The sequence below is a fragment of the Streptomyces naganishii JCM 4654 genome, from assembly GCF_014650575.1.
Classification (GTDB): Bacteria; Actinomycetota; Actinomycetes; order Streptomycetales; family Streptomycetaceae; genus Streptomyces; species Streptomyces naganishii.
The window spans coordinates 142,624-168,001 of sequence record NZ_BMVF01000001.1; the positions used below are offsets into that span (position 1 = coordinate 142,624).

25 protein-coding genes are annotated in these 25,378 nt (G+C 73.0%); 7 read left to right on the top strand and 18 right to left on the bottom strand.

The window, feature by feature from the left end; translation table 11 throughout:
• Nucleotides 1–256: 256 nt before the first annotated feature.
• Both IE217_RS00645 and IE217_RS00650 read right to left on the bottom strand, forming a co-directional pair.
• On the bottom strand, nucleotides 257–1,015 hold the full coding sequence (locus IE217_RS00645) for an SCO2207 family protein (RefSeq protein WP_190175668.1): 759 nt from the start codon (nucleotides 1,013–1,015) through the stop codon (nucleotides 257–259).
• A 118-nt stretch (nucleotides 1,016–1,133) separates the two neighbouring features.
• The gene (locus IE217_RS00650) at nucleotides 1,134–1,496 is read right to left on the bottom strand and encodes an arsenate reductase family protein (protein WP_190175669.1); all 363 of its coding nucleotides are present in this window, start codon (nucleotides 1,494–1,496) and stop codon (nucleotides 1,134–1,136) included.
• Nucleotides 1,497–1,671: 175 nt separating this feature from the next.
• On the opposite strand from IE217_RS00650, the gene IE217_RS00655 reads away from it, so the two are divergent.
• Nucleotides 1,672–1,980 carry a hypothetical protein gene (locus IE217_RS00655; protein WP_190175670.1) on the top strand — a complete coding sequence of 103 codons (309 nt, stop codon included), beginning with the start codon at nucleotides 1,672–1,674 and terminating at the stop codon, nucleotides 1,978–1,980.
• A 145-nt stretch (nucleotides 1,981–2,125) separates the two neighbouring features.
• On the opposite strand, the gene IE217_RS00660 is transcribed toward IE217_RS00655, so the two are convergent.
• The gene (locus tag IE217_RS00660; protein ID WP_190175671.1) at nucleotides 2,126–3,310 is read right to left on the bottom strand and encodes a winged helix DNA-binding domain-containing protein; all 1,185 of its coding nucleotides are present in this window, start codon (nucleotides 3,308–3,310) and stop codon (nucleotides 2,126–2,128) included.
• A gap of 253 nt (nucleotides 3,311–3,563) precedes the next feature.
• On the opposite strand from IE217_RS00660, the gene IE217_RS00665 reads away from it, so the two are divergent.
• Nucleotides 3,564–3,851, top strand: a complete 288-nt coding sequence (locus tag IE217_RS00665) for a hypothetical protein (protein ID WP_190175672.1) — start codon at nucleotides 3,564–3,566, stop codon at nucleotides 3,849–3,851.
• Between the two features lie 76 nt (nucleotides 3,852–3,927).
• Here IE217_RS00665 and pspAB read toward each other — a convergent pair whose 3' ends face one another.
• The 3 genes from pspAB to IE217_RS00680 form a co-directional block, all read right to left on the bottom strand.
• Nucleotides 3,928–4,512 carry a PspA-associated protein PspAB gene (gene pspAB, locus IE217_RS00670; protein WP_190175673.1) on the bottom strand — a complete coding sequence of 195 codons (585 nt, stop codon included), beginning with the start codon at nucleotides 4,510–4,512 and terminating at the stop codon, nucleotides 3,928–3,930.
• Nucleotides 4,513–4,514: 2 nt separating this feature from the next.
• The gene (htpX, locus tag IE217_RS00675; RefSeq protein WP_190175674.1) at nucleotides 4,515–5,438 is read right to left on the bottom strand and encodes a zinc metalloprotease HtpX; all 924 of its coding nucleotides are present in this window, start codon (nucleotides 5,436–5,438) and stop codon (nucleotides 4,515–4,517) included.
• Nucleotides 5,439–5,620: 182 nt separating this feature from the next.
• Nucleotides 5,621–5,878: an SCO2583/SCO2584 N-terminal domain-containing protein gene (locus IE217_RS00680; protein WP_190175675.1), complete on the bottom strand. Its 258-nt coding sequence runs from the start codon at nucleotides 5,876–5,878 to the stop codon at nucleotides 5,621–5,623.
• Nucleotides 5,879–6,066: 188 nt separating this feature from the next.
• On the opposite strand from IE217_RS00680, the gene IE217_RS00685 reads away from it, so the two are divergent.
• Nucleotides 6,067–6,315: a hypothetical protein gene (locus IE217_RS00685; protein WP_190175676.1), complete on the top strand. Its 249-nt coding sequence runs from the start codon at nucleotides 6,067–6,069 to the stop codon at nucleotides 6,313–6,315.
• Nucleotides 6,316–6,498: 183 nt separating this feature from the next.
• Here IE217_RS00685 and glnA read toward each other — a convergent pair whose 3' ends face one another.
• The gene (gene glnA / locus IE217_RS00690; protein WP_190175677.1) at nucleotides 6,499–7,908 is read right to left on the bottom strand and encodes a type I glutamate--ammonia ligase; all 1,410 of its coding nucleotides are present in this window, start codon (nucleotides 7,906–7,908) and stop codon (nucleotides 6,499–6,501) included.
• A gap of 207 nt (nucleotides 7,909–8,115) precedes the next feature.
• Here glnA and IE217_RS00695 point away from each other — a divergent pair, with 207 nt between their 5' ends.
• Nucleotides 8,116–8,583 (top strand): RDD family protein, encoded by a 468-nt coding sequence (locus IE217_RS00695; protein ID WP_190175678.1) that lies wholly within the window; start codon nucleotides 8,116–8,118, stop codon nucleotides 8,581–8,583.
• Between the two features lie 120 nt (nucleotides 8,584–8,703).
• Here the strand turns inward: IE217_RS00695 and IE217_RS00700 are convergent, their stop codons facing one another.
• The 4 genes from IE217_RS00700 to lipB form a co-directional block, all read right to left on the bottom strand.
• Nucleotides 8,704–9,405: a DUF4191 domain-containing protein gene (locus tag IE217_RS00700; RefSeq protein WP_190175679.1), complete on the bottom strand. Its 702-nt coding sequence runs from the start codon at nucleotides 9,403–9,405 to the stop codon at nucleotides 8,704–8,706.
• 119 nt (nucleotides 9,406–9,524) lie between these two features.
• On the bottom strand, nucleotides 9,525–9,725 hold the full coding sequence (locus tag IE217_RS00705; protein ID WP_190175680.1) for an SCO2195 family GlnR-regulated protein: 201 nt from the start codon (nucleotides 9,723–9,725) through the stop codon (nucleotides 9,525–9,527).
• Nucleotides 9,726–9,993: 268 nt separating this feature from the next.
• The gene (lipA, locus tag IE217_RS00710) at nucleotides 9,994–10,959 is read right to left on the bottom strand and encodes a lipoyl synthase (RefSeq protein WP_190175681.1); all 966 of its coding nucleotides are present in this window, start codon (nucleotides 10,957–10,959) and stop codon (nucleotides 9,994–9,996) included.
• 130 nt (nucleotides 10,960–11,089) lie between these two features.
• The gene (gene lipB / locus IE217_RS00715) at nucleotides 11,090–11,908 is read right to left on the bottom strand and encodes a lipoyl(octanoyl) transferase LipB (RefSeq protein WP_190175682.1); all 819 of its coding nucleotides are present in this window, start codon (nucleotides 11,906–11,908) and stop codon (nucleotides 11,090–11,092) included.
• A gap of 243 nt (nucleotides 11,909–12,151) precedes the next feature.
• Between lipB and IE217_RS00720 the strand changes: the two genes are divergently transcribed.
• A complete protein-coding gene (locus IE217_RS00720) occupies nucleotides 12,152–13,792 on the top strand; it encodes an NsdA family TPR-like regulatory protein (RefSeq protein WP_190175683.1) in 1,641 nt (546 codons plus the stop codon).
• 36 nt (nucleotides 13,793–13,828) lie between these two features.
• On the opposite strand, the gene IE217_RS00725 is transcribed toward IE217_RS00720, so the two are convergent.
• Together IE217_RS00725 and IE217_RS00730 are read right to left on the bottom strand one after the other, a co-directional pair.
• Nucleotides 13,829–15,250 (bottom strand): NAD(P)/FAD-dependent oxidoreductase, encoded by a 1,422-nt coding sequence (locus tag IE217_RS00725; protein ID WP_190175684.1) that lies wholly within the window; start codon nucleotides 15,248–15,250, stop codon nucleotides 13,829–13,831.
• A 203-nt stretch (nucleotides 15,251–15,453) separates the two neighbouring features.
• On the bottom strand, nucleotides 15,454–16,350 hold the full coding sequence (locus IE217_RS00730; protein WP_190175685.1) for a TIGR01777 family oxidoreductase: 897 nt from the start codon (nucleotides 16,348–16,350) through the stop codon (nucleotides 15,454–15,456).
• A gap of 72 nt (nucleotides 16,351–16,422) precedes the next feature.
• Here IE217_RS00730 and IE217_RS00735 point away from each other — a divergent pair, with 72 nt between their 5' ends.
• Nucleotides 16,423–16,917 (top strand): GNAT family N-acetyltransferase, encoded by a 495-nt coding sequence (locus IE217_RS00735; protein ID WP_190175686.1) that lies wholly within the window; start codon nucleotides 16,423–16,425, stop codon nucleotides 16,915–16,917.
• Here the strand turns inward: IE217_RS00735 and IE217_RS00740 are convergent.
• On the bottom strand, nucleotides 16,907–18,091 hold the full coding sequence (locus IE217_RS00740) for a MarP family serine protease (protein WP_190175687.1): 1,185 nt from the start codon (nucleotides 18,089–18,091) through the stop codon (nucleotides 16,907–16,909). The two genes, IE217_RS00735 and IE217_RS00740, sit on opposite strands and share 11 nt — an antisense overlap.
• Nucleotides 18,092–18,279: 188 nt before the next feature.
• Here IE217_RS00740 and IE217_RS00745 point away from each other — a divergent pair, with 188 nt between their 5' ends.
• Nucleotides 18,280–19,110, top strand: a complete 831-nt coding sequence (locus IE217_RS00745) for a peptidoglycan recognition protein family protein (protein WP_229864960.1) — start codon at nucleotides 18,280–18,282, stop codon at nucleotides 19,108–19,110.
• Nucleotides 19,111–19,223: 113 nt separating this feature from the next.
• On the opposite strand, the gene IE217_RS00750 is transcribed toward IE217_RS00745, so the two are convergent.
• The 4 genes from IE217_RS00750 to IE217_RS00765 form a co-directional block, all read right to left on the bottom strand.
• A complete protein-coding gene (locus IE217_RS00750) occupies nucleotides 19,224–19,742 on the bottom strand; it encodes a DUF4240 domain-containing protein (protein ID WP_190176074.1) in 519 nt (172 codons plus the stop codon).
• Nucleotides 19,743–19,798: 56 nt separating this feature from the next.
• A complete protein-coding gene (locus tag IE217_RS00755; RefSeq protein ID WP_190175689.1) occupies nucleotides 19,799–20,800 on the bottom strand; it encodes a helix-turn-helix transcriptional regulator in 1,002 nt (333 codons plus the stop codon).
• Nucleotides 20,801–20,880: 80 nt separating this feature from the next.
• Nucleotides 20,881–23,583 carry a pyruvate dehydrogenase (acetyl-transferring), homodimeric type gene (gene aceE / locus IE217_RS00760; protein ID WP_190175690.1) on the bottom strand — a complete coding sequence of 901 codons (2,703 nt, stop codon included), beginning with the start codon at nucleotides 23,581–23,583 and terminating at the stop codon, nucleotides 20,881–20,883.
• 1,002 nt (nucleotides 23,584–24,585) lie between these two features.
• Nucleotides 24,586–25,209, bottom strand: coding sequence for a GntR family transcriptional regulator (locus tag IE217_RS00765; protein WP_189702964.1), 624 nt, complete (start codon nucleotides 25,207–25,209; stop codon nucleotides 24,586–24,588).
• Nucleotides 25,210–25,378 lie beyond the last annotated feature (169 nt).

Here is a 25,378-nt window from a genome sequence, read left to right on the forward strand (position 1 = left end):
TTGCCAACGGGCGATTTCCCGTCCGTTGCCCGAGTGTGAACCACGTGTTACCTGGGGGCGGTGTGTCCCGTTTCACGCGGCGCGCTCTCCCGCGGGCCGGCCGCGAGGCCGCGCATGGGCGTGCGCCGGGCGGATGCGTGCCGGGCCGGTGAGCGCCCCCCGCGCGGTCACCGGCCCGGTGGCGGTCCTGCCGCTCCTGGCCGGGAGCGGCAGGACCCACGACACCTGCCTCAGTGTTCCTCTGGAGAGCCGGGCGTCACCCCACCTTCTCGATCACGGCGTGACGGATCAGGAACTTGCCCGCCTCCCGGACCTGTTCGAAGGCCGCGTTGTTGAGCAGGACGCAACTGCCGGAGACCGAAGTCACCTTAACCGTCGTGGACTTGTTGTTGTCCAGGTTGGTGACCTTCAGCGTCGTACCCGCCGGGAACTGGTTGCTGGACGCCGCCGGTGCACCGCCCTCGCCGGAGAGCGTGACCGTGCAGCCCTTGCAGACCTGCTGGCCGGAGGCCGCGGCCCCGCCGGCCGCACCGGCGCCCTGCGAGGGCTGGGCGGCCTGCTGACCACCGCCGGCCTGCTGACCACCACCGGCCTGCTGACCACCGCCGGCCTGCTGACCACCGCCGGCCTGCTGGCCGGCCTGTCCGTTCTGCTGGCCCGCCTGCTGGCCGTTCTGTCCCGCCTGGGAGCCCTGAGCCGACTCCCCAACGGTGCAGCCCGCAGCCTTCTGCTGGACCTTGATCTGCGCGATGACCGCCTCACGGTTGGCGATCCGGGCCGCCGACTGCGCGTCCGGGTTCGCCTTCTGGCCCGCGATGAACCGCTCGTTGTTGCCGAGGGCGGTGGCGAGCCCCTGACAGACCGTCGAGTCGCCGGCGGACAGGGTACGGGCGTTGCCCGGCTGCGCGGCGTTGGACGTGGCCGCCATGGCGAAGGCCCCGCCTCCCGCCACCGCCGCCGCACTGACCAGCAGCGCGATCTTCTTCTTCGTGCCGAGAGTTCTCCTGCGCGACATGCGCGCCTCCTGAAGAGGTAGGGGAGCGTACGCCGCTATGTACGAGATGCCGAACGGGGTTACTCAGCGGTCGCGGGAGTCAGTTGAAGTAACCTGCGTCACAGGGGGATTGGGGGCGTCACTTCCGTGAGAGCGCGTCCCGTACGGCGTCCTCCGTGCGGCCCACGACCGCCGAGCCGTCGTCCGCGGTGATGATCGGCCGCTGGATGAGCTTCGGGTGCCCGGCCAGCGCGCCGATCCAGCGGTCCCGTGAACCGGCGTCCCGCGGCCAGTCCTTGAGCCCGAGCTCCTTCGCGTCCGCCTCCTGGGTGCGGGTGATGTCCCACGGCTCGAGCCCGAGCCGGTCGAGGACGTCACGGATCTCGTCCTCGGTGGGGACGTCCTCCAGGTAGCGGCGGACGGTGTAGTCGGCGCCCTCGGCGTCGAGCATCCCGATCGCGCTGCGGCACTTCGAACAGGCGGGATTGATCCAGATCTCCATGCCCCAACCGTACGCGAGAACCCCTTCCGCGCCCCTCGTGGGCCCGTGTCCCACAGGCCCCGAACGCCCTTGTGGCCAGGGGCTTTTGTCAGTGGGGGGACGTAGAATAGAAGCAGTGTTCGAGAGCGTCGCCGGGTGCGTCCGGCGGTGCTCCCACCGCGACAGGAGGATGCCTGTGCCCGCTGCCGCACTGAAGCCGAAGCCGACCCAGTCCACCGCGAAGCGACCCGTCCTGCTCGACCTGCCCTACGCGCCCGTGGAGAAGCGCCCGCTGCCCCCGGGACGCCCGCGGGAGTGGTACGTGACGCACAACCGCCGCCTGAAGGCGATGCGGCTCGCCATCGCCCTGCTCGACTCGGGCGTCCTCATGCCCAACCAGGCCCGCAACGAGACGATCCGCAGCACCGCCCAACTCATCGGCGTACACCCGCCGTCGGACACCACGTGCCACATGGTCCGAGCCCTGATGCGCTACTCCCGCTGACGTTCCACCGGCCCCCGCCCCCGCCCCCGGACGGGGGCGGGGGCGCAGGGGGCGAAGCCCCCGCATGGGGTCCGGGGCGGAGCCCCGTGTCGGGACTTCCTGTCCCACCGAGACGGGCGGGCGGGTGGGCAAACGAACCGCCCGGCTAGGGGTTCCCGCACAGCTCCTTCTCCAACGGCGTGCGGAACCGCGGCGTCACCCGGCCGGCGCCGAGCCACGCCCGCAGCGCGGCCGCCCGCTCGGCTACCGCCGCCTCGGCCTCGGAGGGCACGCCCTCCGGGTCGAGGACGCGCCACACCACGGCACCGTCCGCCCGCTGGGCCCACCCCCCGATCACCCGCCCGTTCCACCAGACCGTGGGCCCCACGTTCCCGCTGCGGTCGAAGAGGGCCGCGCGCAGGCCGGGCGCGAGATACCAGTCCCGCCCCTGCCACCCCATCGCCGTGGGATCGAGGGCCGGCAGCAGGGCGGCCCACGGTTCGGCCGGCCCGGTCACCGGATCCTCGTCGCCCTCCGTGACGTACGCCGTGCCCTCGTCCACCGTCACCTCCCGCGCCCCGATCGCGGCCAGCGCCCGCCTGACCTCCGTGACCCGCCACCCCGTCCACCACTTCAGGTCGGCCTCGGTCGCCGGCCCGCACACCTCCAGCCAGCGGCGCAGCAGTTCGGCCTGCGCCCCGGCCACGTCCAGCTCCGGATGCTCGGGCGCCAGGGCCCAGCGGAACTGCGTCGACGTCCACGACCCGAGCGGCCGCCCCCGTACCACCTTGCCCTCCACGCCCAGCACCCGCAGCAGCCGCGAGGAAACGGTGTGCACGCCCTCGTAGTCCTTCCCGGCCGCGTACGCGAACCGCTCGCGCAGCCGGGGCTCGTCCTGGGCGAGTTCGGCGGCCGTGGCCTGCCCGCGCCGCGCCAGCGCGGCCAGCGCCGAGGCCTCCACCTCCGCCAGCCACGCCGCGTCCGGCGCGCCCGCCTTGGCCATGTCCTTGACCAGCGCGGCCCGCGCCCGGGCGGCCACCGCGATGCCCGTGGAGGCGTGCACCACGGCCGTCAGGGAGCTGGGGAAGACGAACACCGTGTTCCGCATCCCGTGCATGCGCACCAGGGTGCGGTCCTCGTACAGCGCGCGCTCGGTCTCCCGCACCGTCCCGCCCGGCTCCGCCAGCCGCGCGCCGACCCCCACGTACACCGTCGCCGGATCCGTTCCGTGCAGCGCGACCAGCGACCGCGCGACCTCCTCCGGTCCCGCCGCCCGCGCCCCGGCCGCCAGCCGGTGCCGCACCGCCAGCCGGTCCCGCCGCTCCGCCACGCCGATGTACCGCGACCCCATACGTCCTCGCCTCCCGGTCCGCCCGCAGCCGTCCTCGCCGCCATCCTGACCGATGCCACTGACAACGCGGCGCGGAAAACCGGATGCACGCACCGTGACCGGATCCCTACGCTGGACAGGCGTCGCGGACGAGTCCACCTCGCACCGGCGGCCGGCCGCCCGCCCCCGACTCGAAACCGACCAATCACCCACGCCCTCACCGACCCACGCGTCAACGACTCACGCCGCAACTCCACGCCCAGGGAGGCCCGTCATGGGCACCATCGTCATACCCGGGACCCTCGTCCTGGTGGTCCTGGGATTCGGAAACCACCTGTGGTGGCTGCTCGCCGTCGCCGTCCTCGTCCTGTACGTCCAGTACGGGGCCCACGGGCGGCGTACGTCGTCCACCTCCTCGCCCGCCGGCGGAGCACCGGCGGCGACGCCGGCCACGTACAAGGCCTACCGCGACCGGCGCGACCAGCAGGCCAAGTGGGAGCGCCGCTACCGCCGCGAGCGCCCCTTCGAGTACCGCCGTCAGCAGCGCGACAAGAGCAAGTGAGAGCCGCCGCCCCCGGACCACCGGGGCACCGCCCGGACCACCGGGGCACTGGGGCACCGGCCGGGGCGTTCCGCGGTCACAGACCCGGGGCGCCCCAGACCGGGAACCAGCGGCTCAGGTCCTGCTCGATCCGCAGGTCGTCGCCGAGGGCGGCCTTCACCCGCAGTTCCAGCGCGTTGTCGCGCCGCTGCGCCCCGCCGGGCAGCGGCGCGAACGGGTAGAACGTGCCCCGTTTGTAGAGGTACACCAGGGCGAGCCGCCGGTCGGCGTCGTCGCGGAACCCGGCCAGCGAGCACAGCAGCTGGGGCCCGAAACCGTTGACCTCCATCGCGCTGTTCACCGCGTGCAGGTCGTTGACGAGCTCCGGCAGCTGGTCCGGCGTGCGGCGGGAGAGCAGCCACGAGTAGCCGTAGGCGTCCTGGGACAGCTCGACCGGAGGGCCCGAGCGGTCCGCGTCCGCGTCCAGGAGCGCCTGGACCTCCCGGTGCGCCTGTTCGAAGGCGGCGCCCTCCACCGTGGCGAAGCACACCGCGCCCTGCCCGGTCGGCCGGAAGCCGGCCGCCGCCTCCAGCGTGACGGCCGCAGACGGCAGCCCGAAGAGCTGGTCCAGGTCCGGCAGCGCCGGTTTCGTACGGCCGAGCAGGATGTCCAGCAGCCCCATCCTCAGCCCGCCTTCCCCGGCGTCGCGGCCTCGCCCAGCTCGGCGGAGATCCGCCCGAGCTGCTCGAGCCGCTGTTCCAGGCTCGGGTGGGTGGAGAACAGCCGGGACAGGCCCGGCTCGGAGCCCAGCGCGGGCGTGAAGTAGAAGGCGTTGAACGCCTGGGCGGTGCGCAGGTCCTCCGACGGGATCCTCGCGATGTCCCCGGAGACCTTGGTGAGCGCGGACGCCAGCGCGGAGGGCCGCCCGGTCAGCAGCGCCGCCGCCCGGTCCGCGGCCAGCTCCCGGTACCGCGACAGGGCCCGGATCAGCAGGAAGCTGATCGCGTACACGGCGGCCGAGACGCCCATCACCATGGCGAGCACGGCCAGGGTGTTCTGGTCCTTGCGGCCCCGCCCGCCGAACATCTCCGAGTAGAACGCGAACCGCACGACCAGACCCGCGATCACGCCCAGGAAGGACGCGATGGTGATCACGGCGACGTCCTTGTGCGCCACGTGGGACAGCTCGTGCGCGAGCACGCCCTCCAGCTCGGCCGGCTCCAGCCGGCGCAGCAGCCCGGTGGTCACGCACACGACGGCGTTGTCCGGGTTGCGGCCGGTGGCGAACGCGTTCGGCATGTCCATGTTGGACACGGCGACCACCGGCTTGGGCATGTCGGCGATGGCGCACAGCCGGTCGACCACCGCGTGCAGCTCGGGATACTCCTCCCGCTCCACCACCCGGCCGTGCATCGCGAACAGCGCGATGCGGTCGGAGAACCAGTACTGGGCGGCGAGCACACCCGCCGCGATCACCACGACCAGCACCCAGGACTTCAGCAACACGATCAGCGCGGCCACGAACGCCACGTACAGCAACCCGAGCAGGAACAGCGTGACCCCCATGCGCACGGTCAGCCGCCGGTCGCTCCGGAAGCGGCTCTGCATCTTGCATCACCCCGCAGTCAGGCACTCGTCCCGCCATCCAGTGTGCACCTGCGGCCCGTCATGAACGGGTTCCGATCGGCCCTAGTAGCGGCAAAACGTCCCTGCGCGCCGGCGCGGCCGGACGGGCCGGATCGGCACGGCGTGCGCGGTTGCCGGATGAGTACGGGGTAGGGGGCCGCGTATCAGTACGAGGTACGGGTCTGGGCGTACCCGATCAGCAGGATCAGCGCGGCCACGCAGCCCAGCACCACGGCGGTGGATATCCACGACGAGCGGCGCGGCGCGACCGGGTCGGGGTCGGCGCGGAAGGGGACCGGTCCCGGCGGGTTGTGCTTCCAGCGGGCGGCGAGCATCCGGGCCCGGGCGGAGGGCTCCTTGTGCTCGGCGGCGCTCGCCCACTTGTGGTCGAACTCCTTCTCCCAGTGCTCCTGTTCGGACATCCCCGTGCACCTTTCTCATCCCGTGGAGGCGTGACGGACGACCCCCTGAGACTAGGACTCCGTACGGCGCCGATGGTTGCGTCCGCCACGGGCGAGATCGCGCCGAGATGCCGCGCGCCCCGTGTCCGGCTAGCCTCGATGGGTGAAAAGCCGCATTTCGGGCGAGGGGGTGGAAGGAAGGTATGTCGATGAATGCATCACGTGCGAGGCGCCTCCTCGCGACGTCCGCCGTCGGCGTTCTGCTCGCCGGTGGCGCAGCGATCGGCACGGCCGGCACGGCCTCCGCGGCCACTCAGACGCAGGCACCCACCAATCTCCGTCACGGCTGCTGGTCGGGCGGCTGGTGGGACCGCGACTGCGGATTCGGTAACCGGGGCGACTTCAACCGCACCGGGCTCATCGGCACCGGCGGCGTCGTGGTCATCGTAGTGTCCTGACCGCACCACGGCCGAGGGCCGCCACCCCCAGGGGGTGGCGGCCCTCACCGCATCCGTGGACGTCGTCCGAAGACATCGTCCGTCACGCGTCCGTCCGTCACGCGTCCGTCCGTCACGCGTCCGTCCGTCACGCGTCCGTCCGTCACGCGTCCGTCCGTCACGCGTCCGTCCGTCACGCGTCCGTCACACGTCGAAGTACAGCTCGAACTCGTGCGGGTGCGGGCGGAGCTGGAGGGGCGCGATCTCGTTGGTGCGCTTGAAGTCGATCCACGTCTCGATCAGGTCCGACGTGAACACGTCGCCCTGGAGCAGGAACTCGTGGTCGGCCTCCAGCGCGTCGAGGACGGCGCCGAGCGAGGTCGGGACCTGGGCGACGTTCGCGTGCTCCTCGGGAGCCAGCTCGTACAGGTCCTTGTCGATCGGCTCGGCCGGCTCGATCTTGTTCTTGATGCCGTCCAGGCCGGCGAGCAGCAGCGCGGAGAAGGCCAGGTACGGGTTGCCGGAGGAGTCCGGGGCGCGGAACTCCACGCGCTTGGCCTTCGGGTTGGAGCCCGTGATCGGGATGCGCATCGCGGCGGAGCGGTTGCGCTGCGAGTACACCAGGTTGATCGGCGCCTCGAAGCCCGGCACCAGGCGGTGGTAGGAGTTCACCGTCGGGTTGGTGAAGGCCAGCAGCGACGGGGCGTGCTTGAGGATGCCGCCGATGTAGTAGCGGGCGGTGTCCGACAGGCCCGCGTAACCGGCCTCGTCGTAGAACAGCGGGTCGCCGTTGCTCCACAGCGACTGGTGCACGTGCATGCCCGAGCCGTTGTCGCCGAAGATCGGCTTCGGCATGAAGGTCGCGGTCTTGCCGTTGCGCCAGGCCACGTTCTTCACGATGTACTTGAACAGCTGGAGGTCGTCGGCGGCGGCCAGCAGCGTGTTGAACTTGTAGTTGATCTCCGCCTGGCCGGCGGTGCCCACCTCGTGGTGCTGGCGCTCGACCTTCAGGCCCTGCTTGTCCAGCTCGAGGGAGATCTCGGCGCGCAGGTCGGCGAAGTGGTCGACCGGGGCCACCGGGAAGTAGCCGCCCTTGTAGCGGACCTTGTAGCCGCGGTTGTTCTCCAGCGCGCCGGTGTTCCAGGCGCCCGCCTCGGAGTCGATGTGGTAGAAGGACTCGTTCGCGCTGGTCGCGAAGCGCACGGAGTCGAAGACGTAGAACTCGGCCTCGGGACCGAAGTACGCGGTGTCCGCGATCCCGGTGGAGGCCAGGTACGCCTCGGCCTTCTTGGCGACGTTGCGCGGGTCACGGGAGTACTGCTCGCCCGTGATCGGGTCGTGGATGAAGAAGTTGATGTTGAGGGTCTTGTCCCGGCGGAACGGGTCCACGCGCGAGGTCGACAGGTCGGCGCGCAGAGCCATGTCGGACTCGTGGATCGCCTGGAAACCGCGGATCGAGGATCCGTCGAAGGCGAGCTCCTCGTCGGGGTCGAACGCCTCAACGGGCACCGTGAAGTGCTGCATGACGCCCGGCAGGTCGCAGAAGCGGACGTCGACGAACTTGACGTCCTCGTCCGCGATGAACTTCTTGGCCTCGTCGGCGTTCTGGAACATCCAGCTCCTCCTACTCCCGACCGTCCCGCCGGGGTGGTAGATCGTTCGTGCGGCCAGTGCGGTGGCACACGCTGTGTCGACCCTAGGGACGGGTGATTTCTCGGGCGTGACCCGTTTGTTTCGCAGAAGTTAACCGGCCCGGGTGCGGTCACGGCTGTGGACACCCCGCCGGACCCCGTACCTCCAGCCTCGCAGTACCGTGGTCGGGTGGACAACAGGCAAGCAATGGGATCGTGGCTGTCCGGACCGCGCGCGGCCATCGAGGACGCCGGCGCCGACCTCGGCTACCGCGGCGAGCAGCTCGGTCTCCCCGAGGAGGGGCCGGGCTCGATCGCCCGCCCGGGCCGTCGGCTGGGCGCCCTGGCCGTCGACTGGGGCCTGTGCCTGCTGATCGCATACAGTCTGATCGCCGACAGCTATCACAGCGCGGCGCAGGTCTGGGCGCCGCTCGTGCTGTTCGCGCTGATGGTGCTCACCCTGGGCACCGTGGGCTTCACCCCGGGCAAGCGGCTGTTCGGCCTGCGGGTGGTGGCCCTGGACACCGGCCGGGTGCAGCCGCTGCGCGCGCTGCTGCGCACGGTGCTGTTCTTCCTGGCCATCCCGCCCCTGGTCTGGGACCGCGACGGCCGCGGCCTGCACGACCGGCTCGCGGGCACGGTCGAGATCCGCAGCTGACGCCGGCCGTACGAGGCCCGGGGCGTACGAGGCGCGAACCGTACGGGGCTGGAGACGTACGAGGAGGGGGCGCCCGGAGTCTTTCCGGGCGCCCCCTCCTCGCAGGCGCTGTACGGGGCCTCAGCGGGCCTTGGGGCCGCCGCGCGGCATCCGCATGCCCTTGGGCATCGGGCCCTTCGGCAGCGGCATGTTGCTCATCAGGTCGCCCAGGGCGCGCAGCCGGTCGTTGGTGGCGGTGACCTGGGGGCCGGTCAGCACGCGCGGGAACTTCAGCAGGGTGGTGCGCAGCTTCTTCAGCGGGACCTGGCCCTCGCCGTTGCCGACGATCACGTCGTGCACAGGGACGTCCGCCACGATGCGGTTCATCTTCTTCTTCTCGGCGGCGAGCAGGCTCTTGACCCGGTTGGGGTTGCCCTCGGCGACCAGCACGATGCCGGCCTTGCCGACCGCGCGGTGCACCACGTCCTGGCTGCGGTTCATCGCGACCGCCGGAGTGGTGGTCCAGCCGCGGCTGATGTTGTCCAGCACCGCGGCGGCGGCGCCCGGCTGGCCCTCCATCTGCCCGAAGGCGGCGCGCTCGGCCCGGCGACCGAAGACGATCGCCGTCGCGAGGAAGCCGAGCAGCAGGCCCAGGATGCCGAGGTATACCGGGTGGCCGATCAGGAAACCGATGCCGAGAAGGACACCGAAGATGATGATGAAGACGGACCCGAGTACAAGACCGATCTTCGGGTCGGCCTTGCTGGTCATCTTGTAGGTCAGAGCGATCTGCTTCAGTCGCCCGGCATTGGCAGCCTCGGCTGCTGGTTCCTTCCTCGCCATGCCACGAAGTCTACGTGGCCCGGGAAGCGGCCGACGACGGCAGTGCCCGTGACGGCAGTGCCCGTGACGGCAGTGCCCGTGACGGCGGCGTCACGCGACGGCGGTCCCCGTGCGGCCGGTCAGGAGCCGGCGGCGGTGAACTGGTCGAGCACGCGCTGGGCCTCGACGCGGTCCTTGGCGCGGCGGCGGTCCTCCAGGACGGAGGTCCACGCGTTGCGGCGGGCGGTGCGCTGGCCGCTGCTCATGAGCAGCGACTCGACCGCGCGCAGTGCGTCGGTGAAGGACGGGATGGCGGTGGCGCGAACGGGCGCGGCCTGCATGGTGGAGGTCCCCCCTCATGACGGGCTTCGGGTGTACGTGGCGTGAGTCCAGCGTCACTGTTTGGTGTTACCAGGGCGTGACCGGCCGGTCAAACACCAATGAAGCCTCGACGCCGCAGGCCAAACGGCTGACGCGGCCCTGACGGACGCCCTCATCTGCGGCGACGGTCAGGACCGCGTCGTATCGGCCATTACCGAGTGGTAGTTTCTTGTGCGCGAATTCACACGCATGTCGGCCCGCTTGCGGAGAACGGCGGGTGACGGAGCGTCAGACGGCCTGGGAGGCGATGTAGGCGCCGCGCTTCTCGACGGCCATCCGGTACAGCCGCCCGGCGCGGTAGGAGGACCGTACCAGCGGGCCCGACATCACGCCGGAGAAACCGATCCGCTCGGCCTCCTCCTTCAGCTCGACGAACTCCTGCGGCTTCACCCAGCGCTCCACCGGGTGGTGGCGCACGCTGGGGCGCAGGTACTGCGTGATGGTGACCAGCTCGCAGCCCGCCTCGTGCAGCTGCCCGAGCGCGTCGACGACCTCCTCGCGGGTCTCGCCCATGCCGAGGATGAGGTTGGACTTGGTCACCAGGCCGTGGTCGCGCGCTGCGGTGATGACCTTCAGCGAGCGGTCGTAGCGGAAGCCGGGGCGGATGCGCTTGAAGATCCGCGGGACCGTCTCGACGTTGTGCGCGAAGACCTCGGGGCGGGAGGAGAAGACCTCCTCGAGCTGCTCGGGGACCGCGTTGAAGTCGGGGGCCAGCAGCTCCACCTTGGTGCGGCCGCCCTCGCGCTCGGCGGTCTGCCGGTGGATCTGGCGCACGGTCTCCGCGTACAGCCAGGCGCCGCCGTCCTCCAGGTCGTCGCGGGCGACGCCGGTGATGGTGGCGTAGTTCAGGTCCATGGTGACCACGGACTCGCCCACGCGGCGCGGCTCGTCGCGGTCCAGGGCCTCGGGCCGGCCGGTGTCGATCTGGCAGAAGTCGCAGCGCCGGGTGCACTGGTCGCCGCCGATGAGGAAGGTCGCCTCGCGGTCCTCCCAGCACTCGTAGATGTTCGGGCAGCCGGCTTCCTGGCAGACCGTGTGCAGGCCCTCGCTCTTGACGAGGTTCTGCATCTTCGTGTACTCGGGACCCATTTTCGCCCGGGTCTTGATCCACTCGGGCTTGCGCTCGATGGGGGTCTGGCTGTTGCGGACCTCCAGGCGCAGCAACTTGCGTCCGTCGGGTGCGACTGCGGACACGTCGGCTCCCTAGCGTTGATTCTTCGGCGTCCACCAGGGTACGCCCGTCGATCCGGCGGCCCGTCGCAGGTACCGGCCTGTGAAGCTCGGCCCGCGGGGCCCGTGGTCCGGGCCCGTTCGGCCCTTGGGCTCAGGCGCCGGACATGCTCTCCCGCGCGGGTTCCCGTTCGATCACGCGGGGCCTGAGGTCCGCGTTCTCCAGTACGTCCCGCAGGTGCCGCTCGGCCACCGGCAGCACCTCGTCGATGGTCACGTCCCGGCCCAGCTCGCCGGCGAGCGAGGCGACGCCCGCATCCCGGATCCCGCACGGGATGATCCGGTCGAACCACTTGTTGTCCGGGTTCACGTTCAGCGCGAAGCCGTGCATCGTGACGCCCTTGGCCACGCGGATGCCGATCGCGGCGATCTTGCGGTCCTCGCGGCGCTGGCCGGCGTTGGAGGGGGCGTACTCCGGCCCGTTGAGCCGGGGGTCGAACTCCTCGTCGGTCAGCCGGGGGTCGAAGTCCAGGGACAGCCCGCCGAGCGAGGGCCGCTGCTCGACCGGGTCGCCGAGCACCCACACCCCGCTGCGGCCCTCGACCCGGGTGGTCTCCAGGCCGAACTCCGCGCAGGTGCGGATCAGGGCCTCCTCCAGGCGCCGCACGTGCGCGACCACGTCCACCGGGCGGGGCAGCTTCTGGATCGGGTAGCCGACCAGCTGGCCGGGGCCGTGCCAGGTGATCTTGCCGCCGCGGTCGACGTCGATGACCGGGGTGCCGTCGAGGGGGCGCTCGCTGTCCGCCGTGCGCCGGCCCGCCGTGTAGACCGGGGGGTGCTCCAGGAGCAGCACGGTGTCGGGGATCTCGTCCGCGAACCGGGCGGCGTGCACCCGGCGCTGTTCGTCCCAGGCCAGCTGGTAGTCCACGGCCTCGGCACCGAATCCCATGCGGACGAACCGCAGCTCACTCACGGCAAGCGCCTCCCTGGAAGGTCGTAAGGCACGAAAGATGCCCACGCCACTGTACGTCCGGCTGTCGCGCGTCAGCCTAGGGGCCAATCCTCACACGATCGGATGAATGCGGGTCGAAGAGCGCGGTCGCATGCTCACTCTCCGCTACATTCGCGCCGTCATGAGGCCATAAGGGCTGCTCACAGGCAATCCGGGCACCGCGCGGCCGCGTGCGTGCCCGAAAGGCAGGAGACCGCACCGCAGATGACGGAACGACCCGCGCAGCGCACTCCCAACCGCCAGCTCGCCGCGCTCATCGCAGAAGCGGGATTCTCCAACGCCGGTCTGGCCCGTCGCGTCGACCAGCTCGGCCTCGAACACGGACTGGACCTCAGATACGACAAGACCTCGGTCACCCGCTGGCTGCGCGGCCAGCAACCGCGCGGGACCACGCCCGCGCTGATCGCGGAGGTCTTCACACGCCGCCTCGGCCGCCGGCTGACCGCCCAGGACCTCGGCCTGGACGCCTGCGCGCCGGTCTACGCGGGGCTGGAGTTCGCCGCCACCCCCGAGGAGGCCGTCGACATCGTCAGCGGGCTGTGGCGCAAGGACTCCGGCAGCCATGCCGAGCTGCGCAAGATCGCCTTCACACCGGCGGGGCTCGTGGTGCCCAGCCGGGACTGGCTGATCGGGCGGGCGGACGACCGGGTCGCCCGCGGGGACCTGGCGGGCGGCCGCGTCCCGGCGCAGAGCCGGCCGGCGGGCGAGCTCCCGCCGGGGCCGCCCGGGGTGCCCGGGGGCCCGGGGCCGGGGACGCCGGGCCCGTCCGGCGGGACCGGCGCGGGCGGTGGGTTCGGGGTGCCCGGGGCGGCCGGGCTGTCCGGCGTGCCGGGAGCGTCCGGGGGCCCCGGTACGGCCGGCGCCTCCGGGGTCTTCGGTGTTCTCGGGGTGCCCCGGCAGCGCGGGCAGGCCGAGCGGGGCGGGACCGAGCGGGAGCCCGGCCAGCGGGTCACCGCCGGGGACATCGGCGCGCTGCGCTCGGTCGCAGAGCTGTTCCGCACCCTCGACGACATGTACGGCGGCGGCCACGCCCGCCAGGCTCTCGTGCGCTACCTGGAGCACGAGTGCGAGCCGATGCTGCGCGGCACCTACGGCGAGCAGAGCGGCCGCCGGCTGTTCGGCGCGGCCGCCGACCTGACCCGGCTCGCCGGGTGGACCTCGTACGACATCGCCGCGCACGGGCTCGCCCAGCGCTACTTCGTGCAGGCCCTGCGGCTAGCCCAGGCCGCCGGCGACCGGCCCTACGGCGCCTACGTGCTGGTCACCATGAGCCGGCAGGCCGTCTATCTGGCGCACGGGCGGGAGGCGGTCCAGCTCGCGCGGGTGGCCCAGCAGGGGCTCGGCACCACCGCGCCGCCCGTTGTCCAGGCGCTGCTGCACGCCGCCGAGGCACGCGCGCACGGCGTGCTCGGCGAGGCGCGCGCCTGCACCGCCTCCCTGGTGCGCGCCGAGCGCGCCCTGGAGGCAGCGCGGCCCGGCGACGAGGTGCCGTTCTGGGCGCGCTTCTTCGACGAGGCCCAGCTCGCCGACGAGTTCGGGCACTGCCACCGGGACCTCCAGCAGTACCGCGCCGCCGCGCAGTACGCCGAGCGCTCCCTGCAACTGCGCGCCCCGGCGTACGCCCGCAGCCGGCTGTTCTGCCGGGTCGTCCTCGCCACCGCCCGGCTCGGCCTCGGCGACCTGGACCAGGCCTGCCGGCTGGGCGCGGAGGCCGCGGCCCAGGCCGCCGAGATGCGCTCGGTACGGGCGGTGGAGTACGTCAGGGACTTCGAACGCCGCCTGGAGCCCTACAGGGACGCAGCACCCGTACGCACCTACCGCGACAAGGTGGCGGCCCTGGGCTGACCGCCCGCGCGCGGGCGGCCAGCCCAGGGCCCGGTGTCAGGCGGCCGCTCGTGGGGTGGCAGGGGGTGGGTCCGCCTGGTGGAGGGGGCGCTTGGCGCAGAGGTCCGTGAGGATGGCCGCCGAGGCCCGGTGGGCCGAGTGGAGGGCGCCCTGGACCGTGCTGGTGTCCCGGTGGTCGCCGCACACGTACAGGCCCGCCAGCAGGCGCACCGGCCGCCGCAGGTCGTGCGGCGGCCGCATGGCGGGCACGGCCTCGGCGGTGTGGTGCACCGCCAGGGTCTCCCAGCGCGCCGTCGAGGTGCCGTAGAGCCGGGACAGGTGGATGCGTACGGCGGTGTCGGCCTCCGCCGGGCACGGGCCGAGAACGGTCGACGAGATCAGCGCCCGGCCGGCCGGCGCGCGGGCCGGGTCGACCCGGCTGACCACGGCCGTGTGCGCGACCGGGCCCCCGCGGTCGGAGTCGAGCAGCAGGTAGCCGCCCGTGGCCGGGGGATCGTCCGTGGTGTGGTGCACGACCGTCACGGGGTGGAAGTCCGGGACTCGCAGGCCGGGCAGCAGTTCGGCGGCGGCGCGCGCGTCGGTGGCGACCAGCACGGCCCGGCAGCGGATCTCGCCGTGCTCCGCCGTGGTCACCGAGGTGGTGGAGACGGCGGTGACCCGCACTCCGGTGCGCACGGTGCCCGGCGGCAGCGCGGCGGCGAGCAGCTCGGGCACGACCTCGGCGCCGCCCTCCGGCAGACACAGCCGCCCGCTCGCGAAGGAGCGCAGCGCGAGGTCGGCGCACCGGCTGGAGGTGGTGAGGTCCGGGTCGCACAGCAGGGTGGCCAGCAGGGGCCGCAGGAAGCCGTCCACGGTGCGGGCGGGCAGGCCGCGGGCCGCCAGGGCCTGAGCCGCGGGCATCTCGGGGCGGGCCAGCAGGCGCTCCACGGGCGTGGCGGCGAACCGGGTGAGCGCCGAGCCGAGCCGCGCCTGGTCGACGGCGGTGCCCAGCGGGGCGCCGGCCCGGGGCCGTGGCAGGGCGGCGGTCCGGGGCCGTGGCAGGGCGGCGGAACGCAGGGCGCGCGCCCGGACAGGGGGCGCGGCGGACGACCGGGGGGCGCTCGCAAGGGCGCGTACGGCGTGCAGTGCGCTCCTTGCGCTACCTCCGCGCGCCGGGGCGCCCGCGCGGAGGCGCCGCCCGTCGCTGTGCAGCAGGACTCCCGGCGCGAAGGCGCGCAGCACCAGCGCGTCCAGGCCGGGACTGAGCTCCAGTTCGGGATACGACGTGGACAGCAGCTGCCCGATCCGGTCGAGCCGGAACCCGTCGACCTTCTCCGTCGACATGCGGCCACCCACGTAAGGGGCGGCCTCCAGCACTGCGGTTGTCACTCCTGCGCTGATCAGCCGATGCGCCGCCGAGAGTCCGGCGACTCCGGCTCCCACCACGACGACATCCGCCTGGTACGCGGGCTCAAGCACGTGCCCCTCCTCGAGGTTGCGCGGCCGGTGGGTCAGTGATGCCCTCAACAGGCCTTGGGAATACCCGAGTTCGGGTCGAGGTTAGGGCCGTTACCGGTCACGAACAGTCGCGCATGGGCAGGGCACGGTCGCACGGCGGTCGCATGCGATCGCAAGCCGCCGCGGCCACGATCGCAAGGCGTCCAACGGCCGCGCGGCAGGCGTCACAGGGCCGCGCGGAGGGCGTCCTCGATCCCCGGGAACGCGAAGGAGAACCCGGACTCCAGCAGCCGCTTCGGCACCACCCGCGCGCTCCCCAGCACGTCCCCCGCCATCTCCCCGAGCACCGCCCGCAGTACGGGCGCCGGCACCGCGAACGGCGCCGGCCGCCGCAGCACCCGCCCCATCGCCGCCGTGATCTCACGGTTCGTCAGCGGCTCGGGCGCGGTCAGGTTCACCGGCCCCGAAAGGCCCTCGCTGTCCAGGAGATGGCGCAGCGCGGCCACCTCGTCGTGCAGCGCGATGAACGACCAGTACTGCGCCCCGCTCCCCAGCCGCCCGCCCAGGCCCGCCTTGAACAGCGGGAACAGCCGCCCCCACGCCCCGCCCCCGCGGGCCACCACCAGCCCGGTGCGCGCGAACACCGTCCGGACGCCCGCCTCCTGCGCCGGCGCCGCCGCCTCCTCCCACTCCACGCACAACCGCGGCAGGAAACCGTCCCCGGGCGGCGCGTCCTCGTCCACGGCCCGGTCGCCCGTGTCGCCGTAGAAGCCGATCGCGCTGCCGCTCACGAACACGCGCGGGGGAGTGTCGAGCGAGGCCACCGCCTCCGCGAGCGCCGCCGTGCCGAGCACCCGGCTGTCCCGGATCTTGCGCTTGTACGCGTCCGTCCAGCGGTGGTCGCCCACCCCCGCGCCCGCCAGGTTCACCACCGCGTCGCACCCGGCGAGCCCCGCCGCGTCCACGTACTGCCTGTCCGGGTCCCAGGACACCTCGTCCCCGCCGCGGGCCGAACGGCGCACCAGGCGCACCACCTCGTGCCCGTCCGCGGCCAGGGACCGCACCAGCGCGCTGCCGATCAGACCGGACGCGCCGGCCACCGCGATTCGCCTGTGTTCCATGCGCCCATCCTGCCCCGCCGGGCGCCGGAAACCCTTCGGGCGCGGCGCGGTCACCGCCGTACAGTGACCCTCATGCCGGCTCCGCACATACGCCCCGCCACGCCCGACGACGAGGACGCCCTCGGCCGCCTCGACCGCGCCACCTGGTCCACGCTGCACGCGGTCGGCCCGCGGCCCGCACAGCCGTACGAACCCTTCTTCACGCCCCGGTCGGGGCCCGGCGACCACCTCGTCGCCGAACTCGACGGACGGCTGGTCGGCTACATCCGCCTCGGCTCCCCCACCGGACTGGCCTCCAACGCGCACGTACGGCAGATCCGCGGGCTCGCCGTCGCCGACGACGCGCGCGGCAAGGGCGTCGGACGCGCCCTGCTGCGGGCGGCCGTGGAGGAGGCCCGGCGGCAGGGCGCCCGCCGGATCAGCCTGCGGGTGCTGGGCCACAACACCCCGGCCCGCCGCCTGTACGAGTCCGAGGGGTTCGTGGTGGAGGGCGTCCAGCCGGAGGAGTTCCGGCTGGACGGCGCCTACGTCGACGACGTGCTGATGGCCCGTCGCCTCACGACGTGACCAGGGAGCCCGTGTCCACCGGGGCGGTCGCGTGCGCCGCGCGGCGGGCGTCCGCGGCCACCTCGGCCGCCGTCAGCACGTACCCCGTGTCGTTGTCCGAGGTGGAGCGGGCGAACACCACGCCGTAGACCCGGCCCTGCGTGGTCAGCAGGGGGCCGCCGGAGTTGCCGGGGCGGACGGTGGAGCGGATCGAGTAGATCTCGCGCGTGACCGTCGCGTCGTTGTAGATGTTCTGGCCGGTCGCCTGGATCCGGTTGGCCACCGTCGCCGCCTGGAGGTTCAGCGAGCCGTCCTGCGGATAGCCCGCGACCACCGCCGAGTCCCCGCGCGCCGCCGTGGCGTCGAACTTCAGGACCGGGGCGCGCAGCCCGGGCACGTACAGCACGGCCACGTCGCGGTCCGGGTCGAAGAGGACCACCCGCGCCTCGTACCACCGGCCGACGCCGCCGACGCGGACCGTCGGGTCGTCGATGCCGGCCACCACGTGCGCGTTCGTCATCACGTGCTGCCGGGAGAAGACGAAGCCGCTGCCCTCGCGGCCCTGGTTGCCCGACGAGCCCTCGATCTTGACCGTGCTCAGGCGGGCCGCGCTGGTCGCGCTCGCCGTCACGCTGTCGCCCGAGGGCGCGGCGACACCCGCCGCCGGCTCGTTCTCGAACGGGTTGAAGACCTGCGGGAAACCCGCCTCGGTCAGCGCGGAGGTGGCCCGCGAGAACCACGCCGGAGTCGTGTCCGGCATCGCCCGCTGCACGGCCCCCAGCAGCGTCGAGTCGCGTATCGCCGACGTCACCACCGGGGAGGAGGACGCGCCGAGCACGCTCGCGGCCACCCAGGCCACGATCAGCACCGCCGCCGAGTTGGCCAGGGCCCCGCCCACGCCGTCCGCCACCCGCAGCGGCCCGCGGTCCAGCTCCCGGCGCAGCCGCAGCGCGAGCCGGCCCGCCAGCTCGTGCCCCACCACCGCCGGGACCAGCACGGTGAGCACGGCCGTGACCGTCGCCGTCGTCGACCCGCGTGTGACCAGGCCCATGACCCAGGGCAGGATCCACACGCCGACGACCGCGCCGCCGACGAACCCGGCCAGCGAGACACATCCGGCGACCAGCCCGCGCCGGTACCCGGACGCGGCGTAGGCGACGATCACCAGCAACAGCAGGAGGTCCAGCAGGTCCACGCACGCCGCCTTTCTCTCGGACCCTCAAGTACGTGGGGGACGGGTCCAGTGATCAGCCACACGCACGTGGGTCCGGGAACCGGCCACGTGTACGTGTACCCACAGAAACGTCCCTGACCAGGACGATGGTTCCACCGGGTGGCACAACACACATCGCGGACGGGGCGGCAGGGGCCGAGAGTGATCACATGCGTGCTCTGGGAGAAGCGCGGCGGACCGGGGCACGGCGCCCGGGACCGCCGCGCCGCGCCGCCGTGGCGCTGCTGTGCTGTCTGCCGGTGGCCTGCGCCGCCGGCGCCCTGCTGCTGTACGGATACGGCACCGACCGTGCCGTATCCGTCTCCGCGCCCGCCTGGGCGCCCGCGCGGGTGACCGGCGCCCGCCCGGACGGCGCCGCCGTCCACGGCGCGCCCCGGCCGCGGATCGTGCCCCGCACCGCCTGGCTGGACTCCGGCGCACGGCACGCGCAGCCGCCGCCGCGCTACGACGACAAGGTCGTCGCCGTCTTCCTTCACCACACCGACTCGCCCAACGGCTACTCCTGCGCCGACACCCCGCGCATCATCCGCCACCTCTACGCCGGCCAGACCGGCGCGCGCCGCTGGGACGACATCGGCTACAACTTCCTCGTCGACCGCTGCGGCACCATCTACGAGGGCCGGGCCGGCGGCGTCGACCGCGCCGTCACCGGCGCCCACACCCAGGGCTTCAACCACCGCACCGCGGGCATCGCGGCCATCGGCACCTTCCCCGCCGGGGCGGAGGTGCCACGCGCCATGACCGACGCGATCGCCGCGCTGGCCGCCTGGAAGCTGGGCCTGGCGGGCATCGACCCGCGCGGGAGCGTCACGCTGATGTCGAGCAACGCGCACAGCCGCTACCGGGAGGGCACCACCGCCCTGCTCCCCGCCCTGGCCGGGCACACCGACGGCTACATGACCAACTGCCCCGGCGCCGCCCTCACCCTGCGCCTGCCCGCCATCAGGGAGGCCGCGGCACGGCTCCAGGGCAGGAACTGAGGGCACCGGCCGAACGGCACCGCCTGGCGGCACCGTCTGACGGGACCGCTCCAACGGGACCGCCTGACGGGACCGCCTGAACGGGACCCGGCCGGCACCGCCCGGTGCGGGTGCTACTCCCGGAACCGCTGCCACAGTCGCGGGTAGCGCTCCGCGAGCAGCCGGTCGTCCTCGAGGTCGAGCGGCGTGCCCTCCGGCTCCGCCGGGGCGGGCGGGATGCCGAGGTCGGGGGCGACGGTGCCGGTGAGCTGCTCGTAGGCCTCGTCGGCCGCGTACCCGAGCTCCTCGCCGTCGCCGTCGATCTCCTCGTCGAAGTCCTCCAGCAGCTCGGCCAGCGAGTCCGGGTCGTGCAGGGCCCCCTCGAACACCTCCCGGCCCTGGCCGATCAGCCAGCAGCGGAAGAAGTCGAACGCGTCGTCGCTCGCCCCGTCGAGCAGTACCCACGCGGCGCCCCACAGGTCCCAGCGGTAGGCGCGGTTGTAGCGGGACTCGAAGTGACGGGCGAAGTCCAGGACCAGCTCGGGATCGCAGTCGAGCAGCCGTTCGACGAGCAGGTCGGCCTGCTCCTCCGCATCACCCTCGGCGGCCTCCCGGCTGCCGTCGATCAGCTCCCAGAACTCCGTCTCGTCCATCACGGGTCAAGCATCGGCCCTCACCCCAGGGGGCGCACGTGGAGTACGGCGGATCGTTACGCATGCCTTGCACGCCCCCCGTACAGCGCGGCGAGCCGGGCCGCGTCCGCCGCGAGACGGGCCCGCAGGGACGCCGGCGCCAGCACCTCCGCCTCCGGGCCCAGCGAGGTGAGCTGGGCGTGGGCCACCTCCTCCGACTCCACCGGGACCGTCACCGTCACCCAGCCCGCCTCGTCCGGGGCGTCCGCTGCGGCCAGCGCCTCCCGCGCGGCCGCGGGATCCACGGCGTACGGCAACTGGCGCGTGCCCCGCGCGGACAGCCGCACCACCACCTCGGCGCGCAGGATCGAGCGGGCGAACTGCTCCGCCCGCTCCTCCCAGAAGGCCGGCAGATCGAAGTCCGGGTCCCGCTCGAAGCGCCCGCCGCCGTCCGCGGCCGACGGCTCCACGGCCGTGAACCGGTCGATGCGGTACACCCGGAAGGACCCCCGCCCCGTCACCCGGGCGCACAGGTACCAGACGCCCGCCTTGAGTACGAGCCCGTACGGCTCCAGCTCCCGTACGGCCTCCTCCTCGCCGCGCCGGTAGCGCGCGGTGAGCCGCCGGTCGTCCCACACCGCGTCCGCCACCGCCGGCAGCAGCCCCGGCGTCTCCGGCCGCGTGAACCAGCCCGGCGCGTCCAGGTGGAAACGCTGCGCCGCCGTACGGGAGGCGTCCCTCAGCGACGGCAGCAGGGCGGCCGACACCTTCAGACGGGCGGCCGACGCCGCGTCCTGGAGCCCCATTTCCCGCAGCGCGCCCGGCACCCCGCTCAGGAACAGCGCCTCCGCCTCGCCGCGCGCCAGCCCTGTCAGCCGCGTGCGGTAGCCGCCCACCAGCCGGTACCCGCCACCGCGCCCCCGGTCCGCGTACACCGGCACCCCCGCCTCCGACAGCGCCTGCGCGTCCCGCGTCACCGTCCGCTCCGACACCTCCAGCTCCCGGGCCAGCTCCGCGGCCGTCATGGCCGGACGGGACTGGAGCAGCAGCACCATCTTGATGAGGCGGGCGGCACGCATGCGCCCATCATGCCCGGCGCCACCGACAGCGAAGGGGCACGGCGACCGCCGTACCCCTTCACCACAACCGCTCCTACCGCCTACAGGCCGTACTTCTCCCGGGCCTCCTTGACGGCGGAGGCCTTCACCTCGCCGCGCCTGGCCAGCTGGGCCAGGGCCGCGACGACGATCGACTCCGCGTCGACGCCGAAGTGGCGGCGGGCCGCGTCACGGGTGTCCGACAGGCCGAAGCCGTCGGCGCCCAGCGACGACCAGTCCTGCTCCACCCACTGCGCGATCTGGTCCGGGACCTGCCGCATGTAGTCGGAGACCGCGAGCACCGGGCCCTCGGCGCCCTGGAGCGCCCGGCGGACGAACGGCACCCGCTCCTCGCCGCGCAGCAGCGCAGCGTCGGCCTCCATCGCGTCCCGGCGCAGCTCGCCCCAGGAGGTCGCGGACCACACGTCGGCGGCCACGCCCCACTCCTCGGCCAGCATCCGCTGCGCCTTCAGCGCCCAGTGGATCGCCGTGCCCGAGCCCAGCAGCTGCATGCGCGGCGCGTTCGCCGGGGCCGAAAGGCCCGCCGACTCCGCCGTGTTGAAGCGGTACAGGCCCTTGAGGATGCCCTCGTCCACACCCGCCGCGGACGGCTTCGCCGGCTGCGGCAGCGGCTCGTTGTAGACGGTCAGGTAGTAGAAGACGTTCTGGTCCTCGCCCGGCGCCGCCTCGCCGTACATGCGGCGCAGGCCCTCCTTGACGATGACCGCGATCTCGTACGCGAACGCCGGGTCGTACGTCAGCGCCGCCGGGTTGGTCGCGGCGATCACCGGCGAGTGGCCGTCCGCGTGCTGGAGGCCCTCACCCGTCAGCGTGGTGCGGCCGGCGGTGGCGCCCACCACGAAGCCGCGGCCGAGCTGGTCGCCGAGCTGCCAGAACTGGTCGCCGGTGCGCTGCCAGCCGAACATCGAGTAGAAGATGTAGAACGGGATCATCGCCTCGCCGTGCGTCGCGTACGCGGTCGACGCGGCGATGAAGTCGGCCATCGAACCGGCCTCGGTGATCCCCTCGTTGAGGATCTGGCCGTTCTTCGCCTCCTTGTAGTACATCAACTGGTCGCGGTCGACCGGCTCGTACGTCTGACCCTTGGGCGAGTAGATGCCGAGCGAGGGGAACAGCGACTCCATGCCGAAGGTGCGCGCCTCGTCGGGGACGATCGGCACCCAGCGCCTGCCCGTCTCCTTGTCGCGGACCAGGTCCTTGACCAGGCGGACGAAGGCCATCGTCGTCGCCACGTTCTGCGAGCCGGAGCCCTTGTCGAAGGCGGCGAACGCCTTGTCGGCCGGCATGGGCAGCGCGGGCACCGGGTGCACGCGGCGGGCCGGGGCCGGGCCGCCGAGGGCCGCGCGGCGCTCCTGGAGGTAGCGCACCTCGGGCGAGTCGGCGCCGGGGTGGCCGTAGGGGACCTGGCCGTCGATGAAGTCGCTGTCCTTGATGGGCAGTCCGAGGCGGTCGCGCATCGCCTTGAACTCGTCCACCGTCAGCTTCTTCATCTGGTGGTTGGCGTTCTTCGAGGCGAAGCCCGCACCGAGGGTGTGGCCCTTGACCGTCTGGGCCAGGATCACCGTGGGGGCGCCCTTGTACTCAAGGGCGGCCTTGTACGCGGCGTACACCTTGCGGGGCTCGTGGCCGCCGCGGGAGAAGTGGAAGCACTCGAGGATCTTGTCGTCGCTCAGCAGCTTCGCCATCTCGGCGAGCGCCGGGTCCTTGCCGAAGAAGTCCTCGCGGATGTAGGCGGCGTCGCGCGTCTGGTACGTCTGCACCTGCGCGTCCGGGACCTCGCGCAGCCGGCGGACCAGCGCGCCCGTGGTGTCGAGCTGGAACAGCTCGTCCCAGGCCGAGCCCCACAGCGTCTTGACCACGTGCCAGCCGGCGCCGCGGAACTGGGCCTCCAGCTCCTGCACGATCTTGAAGTTGGCGCGGACCGGGCCGTCCAGGCGCTGGAGGTTGCAGTTGATGACGAAGGTGAGGTTGTCCAACTCCTCGCGGGCGGCGAGCGCCAGGGCCGCGGTGGACTCCGGCTCGTCCATCTCGCCGTCGCCGAGGAAGGCCCACACGTGCGAGGACGAGACGTCCTTGATGCCGCGGCTGGTGAGGTAGCGGTTGAAGCGGGCCTGGTAGATCGCGGAGAGCGGACCGAGGCCCATGGAGACGGTGGGGAACTCCCACAGCCAGGGCAGGCGGCGCGGGTGCGGGTACGACGGCAGGCCGTTGCCGCCGGCCTCCTGGCGGAAGTTGTCGAGCTGCTGCTCGGACAGGCGGCCGTCGAGGAAGGCGCGGGCGTAGATGCCGGGGGAGGCGTGGCCCTGGATGTAGAGCTGGTCGCCGGAGCCGTCGCGCTCCTTGCCGTGGAAGAAGTGGTTGAAGCCGGTCTCGTAGAGCCAGGCCGCGGAGGCGAAGGTGGCGATGTGGCCGCCGACGCCGTACTTGGCGCCGCGGGTGACCATCGCGGCCGCGTTCCACCGGTTCCAGGCGGTGATACGGGCCTCCATGGCCTCGTCACCGGGAACGGCGGGCTCGGCGGCCGTGGGGATGGAGTTGACGTAGTCCGTCTCGAGCAGCCTGGGCAGGGCGACCCCGGTGCCCTCCGCGCGCTCCAGCGTGCGGCGCATCAGGTAGGCCGCCCGGTGCGGGCCCGCCGCCTTCGCGACGGCGTCCAGGGAGGCCTGCCACTCGGCGGTCTCCTCGGGGTCCCGGTCCGGGAGCTGGTCGAGCTCGCTCGGCCTGATGGCGTGGGGGTCGGTCATGTCGCCGCCTTCCTCAGTCGAAGGGGGTTCCCTCATCGGTAAGGGTTCGGGGGTGCCCTTGGTCTTTGGCAGGACAGGGCTGGGGCCTCGGTGGAAGCCCGTCGGCGACAATAACTCCCTGATCGATGATCGATCAAAGGGTTGAGAGGCAAAACCTCTCGATTCCGAGAAAGTCGGCACGCGGTGCCGTTGGGGCAGGCACCGGGTGCCGCATTTTCGAACGGTTTCCCCAGGTGAGCGCCGGGTTGCTCGACTGCCCCCCGGCACCCTGCACCGGCCCCGGCCGCCCGTCTCGGCCCTCGGGGTTCCGCCCCGGCCCCGGTGGGGGCTGCACCCCATGCCTTTGCCCACCCAGCCCACCCGTCTCGGTAGGCCGAGGGGTCCTGTCCCTGGGATGCCCCGTCCCTTGCCCGCCCTGGCCGCCCGTGTCGGTGAGGGAAGGAGCCCCGCCCCTCGGGGCTCCACCCCGGGCCCCGGTGGGGGCTGCGGCCCAGCCTTTGCCCGCCCAACCCCCCGTCTCGGTAGGCCAAGGGGGCTTACCCCCCGGGGATGCCCCCGTCCCTTGCCCGTCCGGGCCGTGACTCGGTGAGGGTCGGAGCCCCGCCCCTTGGGGTTCCGCCCCCCGGCCCTGGTGGGGGCTGTGCCCCAGCCCTTGCCCGTTCGGGCCGCCCGTCTCGGTGGGGGAGGCGTTTCGTCCTCTGGGTTTCGGTCCCGGATCCCTGTTCGGTCGTCGGTGGGTCAGGTGGCGCTGCCTCGCGAAGGGATCGGCCTGGGGCTACCGGGGTGCAGGGGGCGCAGCCCCCGCCGGGGCCGGGGCGGGGCCCCGGTGGGCGGAGCCCTTTCGCCTACCGAGTCGGGTGGGTTGGGTGGGCGAGGTTCGGGGCGGAGCCCCGGGGTGGGGCCGTTTGGCCCGCCGAGTTGGGTGGGTTGGGTGGGCGAGGGCCGGGGCGGAGCCCCGGGTGGGCCGCCCCGGGTGGGGGGAAGAAGTGGCGGGCCCTGAGATCAGGGGCGGGGCGCGCAGCCGAGGACGTGGGACTTGACCAGGTCCGCGATGCGTGGGTCACGGCGGCGGAACGCCTGGACCAGCTCTTCGTGCTCCTCGGCGTAGGACTGCTGAACCGTCCCCAGCCACCGGATGGACAGCGCGGTGAAGACCTCGATCCCCAGCCCCTCCCAGGTGTGCAGCAGCACGGAGTTGCCGGCCGCCCGCACCAGCTCCCGGTGGAAGCCCACCGTGTGCCGCACCTGCCCCGTACCGTCCGACGCCCGGTCGGCCTCGTACAGCGCGGCGACATGCGGCTCCAGCGCCGAGCAGTCCTCGGCCAGCCGCTCAGCCGCCAGCTCCGCCGCGATGGCCTCCAGCCCCGCCCGCACCGGGTAGCTCTCCTCCAGATCGGCGGCGGTCAGATTCCGTACCCGTACGCCCTTGTTCGGCGCCGACTCGATCAGCCGCAGCGACTCCAGCTCCCGCAGCGCCTCACGGACCGGCGTCTGACTGACCTCCAGCTCCGTGGCGATCCGCCGCTCCACGATCCGCTCGCCCGGCTTCCAGCGCCCGCTGACGATCCCCTCCACGATGTGCTCGCGGATCTGCTCGCGCAGCGAGTGGACGACGGGCGCGGTCATGGCGGGCTCCTTAGGGAGGGGCCCCACTGGCCCCCGGGGGCGTTCGACGCTTAGACAATACGGCGGGTTCGCCCCGCCGGAAGGGCGCGCGGGGGTGCTTTCACGCAGGTGAGACGAGACTTACACGTCCGCAGTGCGAGACGCGGCGAACGCGGCGCCCCCGCCCGGA